The sequence below is a fragment of the Streptomyces sp. NBC_01497 genome (genome assembly GCF_036250695.1).
Lineage (GTDB): Bacteria > Actinomycetota > Actinomycetes > Streptomycetales > Streptomycetaceae > Streptomyces.
Genome location: NZ_CP109427.1, coordinates 1,602,990 through 1,616,967, shown reverse-complemented (window position 1 = coordinate 1,616,967; position 13,978 = coordinate 1,602,990). Strand labels below are relative to the sequence as shown.

The following is a 13,978-nucleotide window of genomic DNA, read 5'->3' as shown; positions in this document are numbered from 1 at the left end:
AGTCCCCCGTGCGAGGGTGTGGTCAACGGGGAACGACAGGACAGCACACAACGGGGCAGCAGGACCGCACGGTGAGGGGAAGTCAGGATGACGTGGCACGGGGGACCGCTGGCCGGTTTCGACCTGGAGACGACGGGCACCGAACCGCTGGAGGCCCGGATCGTGACGGCGGCGGTGGTCGAGGTCGCCCGGGGCGCGGTGGTGGACCGGCGGACCTGGCTGGCGGATCCCGGGGTGGTGATCCCGGCCCAGGCATCCGCCGTGCACGGCATCAGCAGTGAGCGGGCGGCAGCCGAGGGCAGGCCGGTGCGCGAGGTGGCGGCGGAGGTCGCCGACGCGCTGCGGGACGCGTGGGCGCGCGGTGTTCCGGTGGTGGCGTACAACGCGGCGTTCGACCTGACGCTGCTGAGCGCGGAGCTGCGGCGGCACGGCCTGGCACCGCTCGGCCCGCTCGGGCCGGTGATCGACCCGTACACGATCGACCGCGCCGTCGACCGCTACCGCAAGGGCAAGCGCACCCTGGAGGCCGTGTGCGGGGAGTACGGCGTGGTGCTCGACGGGGCACACCAGGCGGCGGCGGACGCGCTCGCGGCGGTGCAGGTGGCCACCGCGATAGCGGCCAGGCACCCGGCGGTGGCGGTGCTGAGCGCCGAGGAACTGCACGGGCGTCAGATCACCTGGTACGCCGAATGGGCCGAGGACTTCGAGGGGTTCCTGCGCCGCAAGGGCAACACGGAGGCCACGGTCGACCGCGACTGGCCGCTGCGCGCCGGGCTCGCACCACGGGCCACCGGCACGCCGCCCGGTCGCTGAGGCGGCGAGCGGGGGAGCGGCGGCTCAGAAGGGGTACCAGCGGACCGCCGGATCCTCGGCGCGCAGCGAGGCGACCCGGCGTCGGAACTCGGCGAGCGCCGCCGGGTTGGCCGGAGCGTGCTGGGCGACCCAGGCGCAGCTCGCGGTCTCCCGCGCCCCGCGCAGCACGGCACAGCCGTCCCAGGTGCGCACATCCCAGCCGTACGCGGCGGTGAACTCGTCGTAGGCGAGGGGATCCAGGCCGTACCGGTCGCGGGAGAGGGCGAGGACGACCAGGTCGTGCTCGCGCAGATCGCTGGAGAAGGTCTCCAGGTCGACCAGGACGGGGCCGGCCGGGGTCACATGGACGTTGCGGGGGAGCGCGTCGCCGTGGATCGGGCCCGGCGTCAGACGCGGCGCCAGGGCGGCGGCCCGGCCCGCGAAGCCGTCCCTGCGCTCCCGCAGGTACGCGGCGTCCGCCGGGTCGATGGCGTCCCCGGCCAGCCGCAGCCAGCGCTCGACGCCGCCGAGCAGTTCCCGGCGCGGCAGCGTGAAGCCGTCCGGCGCGGGCAGCGCGTGCACCTGGCGCAGCAGCGGTGCCAGGTCGGCGGGCACCGCCGGCCGCACGGCGTCCGGCAGCCGGTGCCAGAGCGTCACCGGATGCCCTTCCACGGTCCTGGCGTGCGGCTCCGCGGCGCGCACCGTGGGCACGCCCGCGTCGGCGAGCCATCCGGCGAGCGCCACCTCGCGCTGCGCGCGCCGCAGCAGTTCGGGGGCGGCCGCGGAGTCCCGGCCCACCTTCACCACGAGGTCCCGGGTCCTGAAGACCGCGTTCTCGCCGAGCGCGATCAGCTCGGCCGCGTGCGGCAGTCCCGCCGCGTGCAGGATGTCTCTGGCCCTGGCCTCGTCCATGGTGGTGATCACTCGCTCACTGTGCCGCCGGCAGGTTCCCCGGCCGACCACCCTCTCATCCCGCCGGGCCGTCCTGTTCGCCGCACCCGGCCCTGACGGCCGCGTCCGGTCCGGCTCGCCGTGCCCGGCCTCGCTCACGCACCCGGCCGACGTCCTCGCGCCCGGCCCGCAGGAGGTGCCGGCGGTGTCTCGCCGGCCGGCCCTCCGCGGCGGCGCCCGTCGCGCCGGCCGGCCCCGTGCCGTCCTCGGGGCGCCGTTCTCGTGCCGCGCGGTGGGATCGGGCCGCTCGTGCCTGGCACAGGGGGCGCCCCGGTGGTCCTATCGTGTTTTCATGACCACGTCGTATGCCGTACTCCTGCGCGGGATCAATGTGGGGGGCCGCAGGAAGGTCCCCATGGCGGCACTGCGCGAGGTCCTCGGCGGGCTGGGCCACGACGACGTCCGCACGCACCTGCAGAGCGGCAACGCCGTGTTCCGCAGCGCGCAGGGGGACGAGCGGACGCTGCGCGCCGGGATCGAGGCCGCGCTCCTGGAGCGGTTCGGCTTCGAGGTCGGCTGTGTCGTGCGCGACGCGGCGTACCTCCGGGCCGTCGTCGACGCCTGCCCCTTCGACGCGGACGCGCTGGAGGGCCGGCAGTTGCACGTCACCTACGTGTCCGAGCCGGTCGACCCGGAACGGTTCGCCGGCCTCGATGCCGCGGCGTACCTTCCCGACGAGTTCCGGCTCGGTGACCGGGCGGTGTACCTGTACGCCCCCGACGGAGTGGGCCGCTCCAAGCTCGCCGTGGTGCTGGGCCGGCCGGCCCTGTTCCCCGGCTCGGTCGCCACCAGCCGCAACTGGAACACCGTCGTCAAGCTGGTGGAGCTCACTCATGGCTGACCCCTCGCCCGCCACGGCGGCCGCCATCGAGGCCGAACTGTGCTTCCTCGACCCGGCCGTGCAGAGCTCACCCGTCCTGCTCGGCGCGCTGCTGCACCCCGACTTCCGCTCGTTCGGCTCGTCGGGGCGGACCTGGGACCGCGAGACGCTGATGAGCGAACTGCGCGCCAGGGGCCCCGCCGCCCCGCCCGCCACCGTTTCGGGACTCCAGGCTGTGCAGCTCGCCCCCGACGTGGTGCACGTGACCTTTGACGCGGACGTCAACGGCCGCCGCGCGCACCGCAGTTCGGTGTGGCGGCGGCACGGCGACGAATGGCTTCTCTATTTCCACCAGGGCACCGCCTTCACCCCTGAGGAAGTACCTCCGAGGGACTGACCCGGGCCGCCCGCGCCGTCCAGCGCCCATCGGTGCGGGAGAGCCGCACCGGGTGGTCGAAGCACTTGCTGACCTGGTCCGTGGTCAGCACCTCCTGAGCGGGCCCCGCCGCCACGCACTGTCCCTCGCGCAGCAGCATCGCGTGCGTGGTGGACGCCGGCAGTTCCTCCAGATGGTGGGTGACGAGGACCGTCGCCAGTTCCGGGTGGTCGAGCCGCAGCGCGTCCAGGGCGCTCAGCAACTGCTCGCGGGCCGCGAGGTCGAGGCCGGTGGCCGGTTCGTCGAGCAGCAGCAGCCGGGGCCGGGGCATCAGCGCGCGGGCGATGAGCGTGCGGCCCCGCTCGCCCTGCGAGAGGGTCGGCCAGCGCGCGTCCTGCTTGCCGCCCATGCCCAGCATGGCGAGCAGCCGCAGCGCGCGCTCGGCTTCCCCGGCCGGCGGCGACCAGCGCGGCACCGGTTCGGTCGAGTTCGTCAGACCGGTCATCACGACATCGGCGACCCGCAGCGGCGAGCGCAGCGGATGGCGCGGGTTGACGTGCCCGATGGACGTCCGCAGCTCCCGCAGGTCCACCCGGCCCAGGGTGCGGCCCAGCACCTCCACCGTGCCGCGCGTGGGGTGCGTCTGCGCGCCGACCATGCCGAGCAGGGTCGACTTGCCCGCGCCGTTGGAGCCGAGAAGGGCCCAGTGCTCACCGCCGCGCACGGTCATCGAGACCGAGTCGAGCAGCAGTCTGCCCTGCCGTACGACATCGATATCGGTCACTTTCACGACGGTGGGCGGTTCGGTCGCCGTGTCCTCGACGGTCATCCGGGTGGTGCTCCTCGGTCGGCTCGTGGTGGGCGCGCGGGGGCGCGTCCGTGATCCCCTCGTGCGTCCGGTGTCTCCGGCGCGGGTCACGCCGCGGGGCTCGTGCCCCCGGCGGACGGCGGGTGCGGCGGGCCGGTGGCGGTTCGCCCGCCGGTGCGCCGTGGCCGTGCGTGCGGCCGGTCCCGGTCGGGGACACCGTCACTCACGGCCGGCCGACGGGGGCCCTGGCCCGGGCCGGCACCTCCCGATCGTACCGGCACGCTGCCTGCCGCCTCGGGCCCCGGTGAGCCGGCGACACCGCTGGGACCTGCGGTGACGCGCTCCGGGCAGGTGCGTCAGGGTCCGGCGGGCGTGCTCCGGTGGCCGTCCGGCGACATCGAACGGCCGCCCTCGGGCCGTCTTCCCGGGCCGGGGCCCGGCGCGTACAGTCGTTGATCTTGACCGCGTACTCGCCCCCGAGCCCCGTACGCGTGCCGCCCGTCCCCGTGCCGCCCGCACCTGCCCGTACGCCGCCCCTCCCGGAGGTCGAGACCACCATGACGTCGCAGCTTCGCAGCGCCCACTGGTACGGCGGCGACGACCGCGACGGCTATATCCACCGGGCCTGGATGCGCAGGGGGCTGCCGTCCGACGCGTTCTCCGGCCGGCCGCACATCGCCATCGCCAACACCGCGTCCGACCTCACCCCCTGCAACGCGCATCTGAACGAGGTCGCCTCCTCGGTCAGGGACGGCATCCACGAGGCCGGCGGCATTCCCCTCAACCTGCCCGTCGTCTCCCTCGGCGAGACGCTTCTGCGGCCGACCGCGATGCTGTGGCGGAACATGGCGGCGATGGCCACCGAGGAGATGCTGCGCGGCAACCCCGTCGACGGGGTGGTCCTGCTCGGCGGCTGCGACAAGACCATCCCCTCCCTGCTGATGGCCGCGGCCTCGGTGGACCTGCCCGCCGTCGTCGTGCCCGGCGGACCCATGCTGACCGGCACCTTCCGCGGCACGCCGCTCGGTTGCGGCACCGATGTGTGGCGGCTCAGCGAGGAGGTGCGCGGCGGGACGCTCAGCCGTGAGGACTTCATCCGCTCCGAGTCGGCGATGATCCGCAGCAAGGGCCACTGCAACACCATGGGCACCGCCTCCACCATGGGGCTGCTCGCCGAGGCGCTCGGCACGGTCGTGCCCGGTATCGCGGGCACCCCCGCGCCGGACAGCCGGCTGCTGGAATCCGCGCACGCCACCGGGAAACTCGCGGTCGAGCTGGTACGCGAGGACCGCACGCCGAGCACCCTGCTGACCCGCGCCTCCTTCCACAACGCGATCGTCGCGCTCGCCGCGATCGGCGGGTCCACCAACGCCGTCGTGCACCTGCTGGCGATCGCGGGCCGCCTCGGTGTCGGCCTGACGCTCGACGACTTCGACCGGATCGGCGCGCGCGTACCGCTGCTCGTGGACCTCCAGCCGGCCGGGCGGTTCCTGATGGACGACCTGCACCGCGCGGGTGGCCTGCTCGCCGTGCTGCGGGAAGTGCGCGACCTGCTCGACCCGAGCGCGCTCACCGTGACCGGCAGGCCGCTCGTGGACCACCTGGACGACGCAGGGATCTGGGACCAGGAGGTCATCCGGGTCCGCGAGAGCCCCTTGAAGGAGGCGGCGGGCATCGCCGTGCTGCGCGGCAACCTCGCACCGAGCGGCGCGATCATCAAACCGGCGGCGGCCTCGCCGCACCTGCTGCGCCACCGCGGGCGCGCCGTCGTCTTCGACAGCATCGAGGACTTCCACGCCCGCGTCGACGACCCGGACCTCGACGTGGACGCCGACTCGGTCCTCGTCCTGCGCGGCTGCGGACCGAAGGGCTATCCCGGCATGCCGGAGGTCTCCAACATGCCGCTGCCGAAGAAGCTCCTGGCCGCGGGGGTACGGGACATGGTGCGGGTGTGCGACGGGCGGATGAGCGGCACCGCCTACGGGACAGTGGTCCTGCACGTCGCGCCGGAGGCCGCCGCGGGCGGCCCGCTCGCCCTGGTGCGCAGCGGGGACGTCATCGAACTCGACGTCGGGGCGCGCAAGCTGACGCTCGACGTCCCGGACGACGAACTCGCGGCGCGCACACCGGACCGGGCCACGGCGGACGCTTACGCCGCACCGGCGCGCGGCTGGGAACGGCTGTACGTCGACCACGTCGGCCAGGCCGACACCGGAGCGGATCTCGACTTCCTGACCGGCGCGACGGGCCCGGTGGTCGGCCGCGAGTCGCACTGAGGCGGCGCCGGGGGCGGGCGGCGGCCGGTCGTCGCCGGAGCGCGGCCGGGCCGGCCCGTGCCCGGTGCCCGACGCGTGGCGCCCGCGGGGGCGGTGGGGGCTGTGGCCCGCGCGGGCCAAAGCCGCCCTGCCCGTCCCCTGCTCGGCTCGCTCACCCGGCCGGTGGGCGGGCGGATGGCGGACCGGTGGGGCGGGGCTCGCGTGACCTTGTGGACCTTCCTCGCGATGGCCGGGGGAGCGGCGCTCGTGCTCACGGCGTCGCGGGCCGGTTCGCTGCCGCTGTCCATGGCGGGCTTCGTCGCGCTGTTCCTGCTCAGCGGTGTCCGCAACGGTTCGACGTACGAGATGATCCCGGCCGCGCAGCAGGCGCGGGCCGGTGCGGCGGTCGCGGCCGGCGAGCCGGCGCCGGAGGCCGCCGAGGGCACGGCACGCCGGCGGACCACCGCGCTGATCGGACTCGCGGGGGCCATCGGCGCGTTCGGCGGGGTCCTCGTCAACATCGCCTTCCGCCAGTCGTTCCTGTCGAGCGGCCAAGGCGACGCGGCGTACGCGGCCTTCCTCGCGGCGTACGCGCTCTGCGCGGCGCTGACCCGGGCGGTCCAGGTGCGCCGGCGCTGAGTGTCCGGCGCGGGGGACTCCGCCGGCCGCCACGGCGGGGACCGTACGGTCGTAGGCATGATCGAGACGGAACGGCTGGTCCTGCGGCCCCTGACACGCGCGGACACGGACCTGCTCGTCGCGCTGCACGCGGACGAGCGGGTCAGCCGCTTCGTCGGCTCGTACACCCGCGAGCGCGCCGAGGAGCGGCTCGCCGGTATCGAACGCCAGTGGACCGAGCGCGGACACGGCTTGTGCGCGGTGGAGCTGAAGGAGACCGGGGCCTTCATCGGACGCACCGGACTGCAGTACTGGGAGTGCTACGACGAGACCGAACTCGGCTGGACCTTCGCGGCGCAGAGCTGGGGCAACGGCTACGCGACGGAGGCGGCACGCGCCTGCCTCGTCTGGGGATGGCGCACCCTCGACGTCCCGTACGTCACGGCGATGATCCGGCACGGCAACACCCCGTCCACGCGTGTCGCGCGGCGGCTCGGCTTCGCACCGCTGCGCGAGGACGAGCTCCACGGCAACCCGGTCACGGTGCACTGCCTCGATCGGCCCGTCGTGTGACAGGTTGTACGGCGTGACCGTGACCGTGATCGCCTGGATCGTCGAGGGCACCTGGCCCGCCTGCGTCGACGCCGTACGCTCCCACGCGCCGGACGGCGCGTCCCTGACGCTGCTGCACGTGAGCGATATCGAGGTGCCGGGCGTCGCGCACGGTGCTTTCGCGGGCCTCCTCGGCCGGGGCCGGGCCGCCCACGACCCGGGCCGGGCGCTGGAGGACCTGGAGGCCCGGTCCGCCGCCGAACTCCTCGCCGAGGCGGCCGAGCGGCTCGGCAGACCGTGCGCCACGCGGGCGGTGTCGGGCCGGGTGGAGCGGGAGGTCGTGGCCGCCGCACGCGACGCGGACCTGCTGGTGCTGGCGCGCGACGGCGACCGGGAACGGCTCGGCCCGCACAGTCTCGGGCCCGCGAGCCGCTTCGTCGTGGACCACGCGCCCTGCCAGGTCCTCCTGGTCTGGCCGGAGAGCGCCCCGGACCTGACGACCATGCCACCGGAGCCGCCAGAGCCGCCGGGCCCGCACGGCCCGCCCCCAGCGCCGCCCGCGCCCCCGCGCCGTCCGTGACACGCGGGCCCGGGGACCCGCGCGGCCGGACGCGCGCCCCTGAGCCGAGCGGCGTGCCGCGCCGGGACGCGCCGGCCGCCGCCGGGTTCGCGCTCACCGCCGATGGACCCTCCGCCCCCGCAGGGCGCGCAGGCCCCGCTTGTACTGTGCAGACCTGAACATCTGAAAGGACAACCGCCGTGAAGACCTTCACCCTGCCCGGCACCGACATCCTCGCCCCGAACGTCGTGCTCGGTCTGATGCGCATCGCCGACAAGAGCGACGAGGAGGTCCGCGAACTCGTCCGCACCGCGCGTGACGCGGGTATCGACTTCGTGGACCACGCCGACGTCTACGGCGGCGAGCTGCACGGCTGCGAACGCCGCTTCGCCGAGGCGATGGCGCTGAGCCCGTCGCAGCGCGACGAGATCACGATCCAGACCAAGGCGGGGATCGTGCCGGACGGTCCGTACTACGACTTCTCCTACGAGCACATCGTCGAATCGGTCGAGGGGTCACTCGCGGCCCTGGGGACCGACCGCATCGACATCCTGCTGCTGCACCGTCCCGACGCGCTGGTCGAGCCCGAAGAGGTGGCCCGCGCCTTCGATGAGCTGGAATCCTCGGGCAAGGTGCGCGCCTTCGGTGTCTCGAACCAGACCCCGCGCCAGATCGACCTGCTGCGCAGGTACGTGCGTCAGCCCATCGTGGCCAACCAGCTCCAGCTCTCGATCACCCACGAGCCGATCATCGCTCAAGGGGTCTCCGCGAACATGCTCGCGGAGCAGCAGGCGATCGACCTCGACGGCGGCGGGATCGTCGACTACTGCCGTCTGAACGACATCACCATCCAGGCGTGGTCCCCCTTCCAGGCCGGTTTCTTCACCGGTGTCTTCCTCGGCTCGCCGGACTACCCGGAGCTCAACGCCGTGATCGACCGCCTCGCCGCCCAGTACGACGTCCCGGCCATCGCGATCGCGACCGCCTGGATCACCCGCCACCCCGCTCGGATGCAGGTCGTGCTCGGCACCACCAGCCCGGAGCGCGTCGCGGGCGCCGCCCAGGGCTCGGACCTCCGACTCACCCGGGCCGAGTGGTACGAACTGTTCCGCGCCGCGGGCCACCTCGTTCCCTGAATCCGCACGCCGGGCAGAACCTGATCATCCGGAATCGGACCGCACCCCCGGCAGGGACGCCGCACCTCGTTCCAGGGCGGGGTGTGCGGAACGAGCGGTGCGAGGGAGTGCGCTCCACCAGGCGAGGCGATCTGCCCCGACCCGTCGGAACGATCCGACTCCCTCCACCCGACCCCGTGGCCGGCTCGACGAGCCACTCCCACGAAGGACAGGGTCCGGCCGAGCCGGGCCGAACCCCCGGGCGGGCGGCCCCTGTCGAAGACCTACCGAGCCGAACACCGCGAGCGCCCTGCGCAGTCGGAGACAGGCGCGTCCAACTCCCGCTCGGGCGGGCGCTGACGAACACGCGCGGATGTCCGGCAGGGGCACACCCCGCCGGACACGGGCCGCGCCGAACGCCCGTCCGCGCGGGCGCGGTCGGGCGATCGGCGCCCCTGGCGCGTCGGTGGGCCCTTGTGCGACACGCCGTCGCGCGTCCCGTCGGACGGGCGGATGGCCGACGGGACGCGATGGTCGCGGGGCCGGTCGGAGCGCGTGTCGGGTTCCGCGCGCGGGCCCGAGACGCCCGTGCCGGCGCGGTGCTGCCCCTCCCGGTGCGGCGTGCCGGTCGGCCCGTGACGCCCGTAGGCGGCGCCCGTACGGGGTCGACGCGGGCCCCATGGCGGGGTGAAGCTCCGCTTCTCACCCCGTTCGTGCCGGTGCGAGGGGTAATCGGCGCCGGGGCCGGCTCCCCCGAAAGGTCCGCCGAGAAACTCACGTTGATGGCGTTGACACGCAATCACCATCCACGTTTCACTCGTCACTCGTGCAGAGTGGCAACGTTGTCAGACTATCGGATCACGACATCGCTGCCCTTTTCGGACGGCGGCACCTCCCTCTGGTGCCTTCGTCCACCGGCACGTCCTGTGCGTCGCACGACCCGCTGCGGAGGCAATCGAATGGTCAACAGCAGCCCCTCATCTCCCACTTCTCCCCACACCCGCAGATATCGCAGACGCCTCGCCCTGGTGTCCGTCCTCGGGCTCGCCGTCCTGCCGCTGCAGGCGCTGACCTCCAGCGCCTCGGCCGCCACCCCCAAGCTCGTCACGGACCCCGCGTCCCTGGTGAGTCCGCTCATCGGGACCTCCGGTGCCGTGGACGACTTCCCGGGGCCCGACATGCCGTTCGGCATGATGCAGTGGGGCCCGGACACCACCCCCGACCGGCCCTCGGGCGGCGGCTACGAGTACAACGACAACAAGCTCTCCGGCTTCAGCCTGACCCACGTCTCGGGCCCCGGCTGCGGCGTCGCGGGTGACCTGCCCATCCTGCCCACCACGGGAGCGCTCTCCGGCAACCTGGGTTCCACCTCGGCCCAGTTCAGCCATGACGACGAGCAGGCCGGCATCGGTTACTACGGTGTGACCGACGCGAACGGCGTCAAGACTGAGCTGACCGACACCACCAGGGCCGGGCTCGGGAAGTTCACCTTCCCCGCGGGCCAGCAGTCCAACCTGCTGCTCAAGCTCAGCGGCGGTGCCACCCAGGTCGACGGCACCCGCGTGCAGGTGGTGAACAAGAAGGAGATCAGCGGCTCGATCGACAGCGGCCACTTCTGCGGCGCCGGCAACAGGTACACGCTGCACTTCGACATCAAGTTCAACCACGCGTTCACCGGCAGCGGCACCTGGGTCGGCTCCACGATCAACAAGAACGCGACCGCCCTCAAGCAGGGCGCCGCCCAGCAGACACTCAGCCAGCACCCCGAGAAGGCGCTGCACGAGAAGAACTTCACCGTTCCCGCGGCCCCGTCCCCGAGCGTGCACACGGCCGCCCAGGGCGCGAAGGCCGGTGCCACGGCCGCGACGAAGAACGCCAAGGCCGCCCAGCCGCCCACGTCCGGCGCGAACGGGATGTACCTGACGTTCGACACGTCCGCGGACCCGACCGTGACCGCGTCCGTCGGCATCTCGTACACGAGTGACGCGAACGCCGCCTCGAACCTCTCCACGGAGGTCAAGGGCTTCGACTTCGACGGGATGCGGCAGGCCAACCACGACGCCTGGAACGGCGTCCTCGGCAAGATCGCCGTCGGCGGCGGCAGCGCGGACCAGCAGACGCAGTTCTACACCGCGCTGTATCACTCCCTGCTGCACCCGAACGTCTACTCCGACGACAACGGCCAGTACATGGGCATGGACAACCAGGTCCACCAGCTGGCCAAGGGGCAGAAGGCGCAGTACGCCAACTACTCGGCCTGGGACACCTACCGCTCCCAGACCCAGCTGATGGCGACCGTCGAGCCGAAGGTCACCAGCGACATCGTCACCTCGATGCTCAACGGCTACGACCAGACGGGCCTGCTGCCCAAGTGGGCGTCGAACAACGGCGAGAGCTACGTCATGGTCGGTGACCCGGCCGCGGGCATCATCGCCGACGCGTACGCCTTCGGTGCCCGCGACTTCGACACCGCTCACGCGCTCTCCGCGATGCAGCACGAGGCGACCGTCCCGAACAACGACCGCCCCGGCGAGTCGGTGCGGGACGCCAAGGGCTACCTGCCGCTCGACGAGAGCGACTACGGCTGCTGCAACTTCTACGGTCCGGTCTCGACGCAGCTGGAGTACGACAGCGCGGATTACGCGCTCGCGTCCTTCGCCAAGTCGCTCGGCAAGACGGCCGTCTACACCAAGTTCGCGACCCGCGCCCAGGACTGGATGAACGTCTTCAACCCGCAGACGGGCTACATCCAGGGCAGGAACCAGGACGGCCAGTTCGCCGGCGGCTTCACCCCCGGCACCTCCAACGGCTTCGTCGAGGGCAGCTCCGCCCAGTACACGCCGATGGTGCCGTTCAACCTGCAGCAGCTGATCCAGGCCCGCGGTGGCAAGAAGGCCTACTCGTCCTACCTCGACGGGCTGCTCGACAACATCACCGCACCCACCAGCACCGACGCGGACCTGAGCAACGAGCCCAGCGTCGAGATCCCGTGGGAGTACGACTACCTGGCGCAGCCCTGGAAGACGCAGGCCGCGGTCCGCGAGGCGCAGCAGAAGCTGTACTTCAACGCCCCGGTCGGCTCCTTCGGCAACGACGACCTCGGCGCGATGAGCTCCTGGTACGTCTGGTCCGAGCTCGGCATGTACCCGGAGACCCCGGGCACCGACACGCTGGCCCTCGGCAGCCCGGTCTTCCCCGTGGCGCAGGTGACGTTCGCGAACGGCAAGAAGCTCGCGATCAACGCCCCGAAGGCCGCCACGAAGGCCCCCTACGTCCAGTCGCTGGACGTGAAGGGCAAGGAGTGGAAGCAGTCCTGGCTGACCTTCGACCAGATGAAGAAGGCCGGCACGATGGACTGGGCGCTCGGCACCACGCCCAACAAGTCCTGGGCTTCCTCGGCCGGCTCCGTCCCGCCGTCGGACACCACGGGCGGCGGCAAGATCCTCGCGGCGACCGGCCCGGGCAGCGGTCTCATCCTGGCGCCCGGCGCCTCGGGTGACGGCACGCTGAACCTGACCAACCTCGGCGCCAAGGCGGCCACCGTCGACTGGAAGGCGACCGCGCCCACCGGCGTGACGCTCTCCGCGACGTCCGGCTCGCTGAGTGTGCCGGCGTCGGGCAGCGCCAAGGCCGACTTCAAGGTCACCGCGCCCACCGACGAGGGCAGTTACTCCGTCACGTTCGCGCTCACCGACCACGCGACCGGGGCGAGTGTGGGAACGGCGGCCCTGCGGGTCGCCGTCGCTCAGCCGGGCGAGCTGTGGCCCTACTCCACGAACGAGGGCATCTACCCCGACGGCGCGAGCTTCAACGGAGGCTTCGACGGCGGTGGCTGGGCCTACTCGCAGAACGCGCTGCAAGCCGCGGGAGCCACCAGCGGTGCGAAGGTCAGCGCGGACGGCATCGACTACACCTTCCCGACGGTGAAGTCGGGCCAGCCCGACAACATCGAGATGGCCGGCCAGACCATTCCGATGGTCCAGGGTTCCACCGGCTCCTCGCTGGGCCTGCTCGGCTCGGCGACCAACGCGCCCACGGACGGCAGCGGCGTCAGCGGCGCGCTGACCGTGACGTACACGGACGGCACCACGGCGCAGGCCCCGGTGACCTTCTCCGACTGGACGCTCGGCGCCGGTGGCTCGAAGCCCGTCGCGGGTGACACCGAGGCGATCACGACGAGCTACCGCGACACGGGAAGCGGCGGCAAGGACAGCGTGAAGGCGTACGTCTTCTCCACCACGGTGCCCCTCGACCCGGCGAAGCAGGTGGCCTCGGTCACCCTGCCGAACTCCGGGGCACACGTCTTCGCGTTCGGCTTCGGCAAGTGACAACGCGATAAGGGCGGTGCCGGGCAGCCACTGGGCCCGGCACCCGGTCCGGCACCGGAGGGGGCGGCCGCCCAGCCGCCCGCTCCGGTGCCGCTCGCGGCCCAGGGGCCGGCCCCGCGGGGCGTGTTTCGCCCCGCGGGACCGGCCCCGTCGCGCGTCGCGCGCCGTCGTGCGGCGGGTAGCTTCGACGGGCAGGTCGAGCCTGTTCACGAGAGGTGCCGCATGCAGCAGCCGTCCTTCTTCGCCGTCCTGTCGCAGTGGCTGGTGGGAGCCCGCAGGCGTGGCACCCACGTCCGTGCCTCCCTGTGGGCCGTCGTCATCACGCTCGTGGTGCTGCTCGTCGGGTCCTGGCTGGTGGTACCCGCGGAGCGGGGCGCGCCGGGCGCCAGCATCACCTCGTACCCCCGTGCGCTGTGGTGGTCGCTGGAGACGGCGACGACGGTCGGCTACGGCGACCTGTACCCGGTGACCCTCTGGGGCCGGATCATCGCGGGCGTGGTGATGCTCGTCGGGATCTCGCTGTTCGGCATTCTCACGGCTGCCCTCGCCACCTGGTTCGTCGGCGGCGCGGCACGCGACCTGCGCAGGGCGGGCAGGGTGCTGCGGCGTGCCGGGCATCGCGGCCGGGCGGAAGCGTCGACGGACGTCGAGGCGCTGCACCGGCGGTTCGACCGGCTGGAGGAACTGGTCCGCGAGGGGCGCGGCCCCCGGCCATGAGCCTCCCGCTGATCCGCGGGGAGGCCCGCGCGGCCCCGTGTCGCGTCGGTCGCGGCCTCCGGGTTCTCGGCTCTTGTTGCCAAGCGG

Annotated in this window: 12 protein-coding genes; 10 read left to right on the top strand and 2 right to left on the bottom strand. The window is 73.1% G+C overall.

Annotated elements, in window-relative coordinates:
- Positions 1-87 precede the first annotated feature (87 nt).
- Positions 88-813: a 3'-5' exonuclease gene (locus OG310_RS06930; protein ID WP_329454995.1), complete on the top strand. Its 726-nt coding sequence runs from the start codon at positions 88-90 to the stop codon at positions 811-813.
- A gap of 24 nt (positions 814-837) precedes the next feature.
- Here the strand turns inward: OG310_RS06930 and OG310_RS06925 are convergent, their stop codons facing one another.
- Complete coding sequence (locus OG310_RS06925; protein ID WP_329460056.1) at positions 838-1,704, bottom strand: phosphotransferase enzyme family protein; 867 nt, start codon at positions 1,702-1,704, stop codon at positions 838-840.
- A gap of 331 nt (positions 1,705-2,035) precedes the next feature.
- Between OG310_RS06925 and OG310_RS06920 the strand changes: the two genes are divergently transcribed.
- Both OG310_RS06920 and OG310_RS06915 read left to right on the top strand, forming a co-directional pair.
- Positions 2,036-2,584, top strand: coding sequence for a DUF1697 domain-containing protein (locus tag OG310_RS06920; RefSeq protein ID WP_329454994.1), 549 nt, complete (start codon positions 2,036-2,038; stop codon positions 2,582-2,584).
- The gene (locus OG310_RS06915; protein WP_329454993.1) at positions 2,577-2,960 is read left to right on the top strand and encodes a nuclear transport factor 2 family protein; all 384 of its coding nucleotides are present in this window, start codon (positions 2,577-2,579) and stop codon (positions 2,958-2,960) included. Before OG310_RS06920 ends, OG310_RS06915 begins: the two co-directional genes overlap by 8 nt.
- Here OG310_RS06915 and OG310_RS06910 read toward each other — a convergent pair.
- Complete coding sequence (locus OG310_RS06910) at positions 2,929-3,768, bottom strand: ABC transporter ATP-binding protein (RefSeq protein WP_329454992.1); 840 nt, start codon at positions 3,766-3,768, stop codon at positions 2,929-2,931. The genes OG310_RS06915 and OG310_RS06910 overlap by 32 nt on opposite strands.
- 536 nt (positions 3,769-4,304) lie before the next feature.
- Between OG310_RS06910 and OG310_RS06905 the strand changes: the two genes are divergently transcribed.
- From OG310_RS06905 to OG310_RS06875, 7 genes are all read left to right on the top strand, one after another.
- A complete protein-coding gene (locus OG310_RS06905; protein ID WP_329454991.1) occupies positions 4,305-6,023 on the top strand; it encodes an IlvD/Edd family dehydratase in 1,719 nt (572 codons plus the stop codon).
- A gap of 201 nt (positions 6,024-6,224) precedes the next feature.
- Positions 6,225-6,641 (top strand): hypothetical protein, encoded by a 417-nt coding sequence (locus tag OG310_RS06900; protein WP_329454990.1) that lies wholly within the window; start codon positions 6,225-6,227, stop codon positions 6,639-6,641.
- 57 nt (positions 6,642-6,698) lie between these two features.
- Entirely contained in the window at positions 6,699-7,193 is a 495-nt protein-coding gene (locus OG310_RS06895) for a GNAT family N-acetyltransferase (RefSeq protein WP_329454989.1), read from the top strand.
- Positions 7,194-7,212: 19 nt separating this feature from the next.
- Entirely contained in the window at positions 7,213-7,752 is a 540-nt protein-coding gene (locus OG310_RS06890) for a universal stress protein (protein ID WP_329460055.1), read from the top strand.
- Positions 7,753-7,931: 179 nt separating this feature from the next.
- Complete coding sequence (locus OG310_RS06885; RefSeq protein ID WP_329454988.1) at positions 7,932-8,867, top strand: aldo/keto reductase; 936 nt, start codon at positions 7,932-7,934, stop codon at positions 8,865-8,867.
- Between the two features lie 938 nt (positions 8,868-9,805).
- The gene (locus OG310_RS06880) at positions 9,806-13,174 is read left to right on the top strand and encodes a lectin (RefSeq protein ID WP_329454987.1); all 3,369 of its coding nucleotides are present in this window, start codon (positions 9,806-9,808) and stop codon (positions 13,172-13,174) included.
- 222 nt (positions 13,175-13,396) lie between these two features.
- Positions 13,397-13,891: a potassium channel family protein gene (locus tag OG310_RS06875; protein ID WP_329454986.1), complete on the top strand. Its 495-nt coding sequence runs from the start codon at positions 13,397-13,399 to the stop codon at positions 13,889-13,891.
- Positions 13,892-13,978 lie beyond the last annotated feature (87 nt).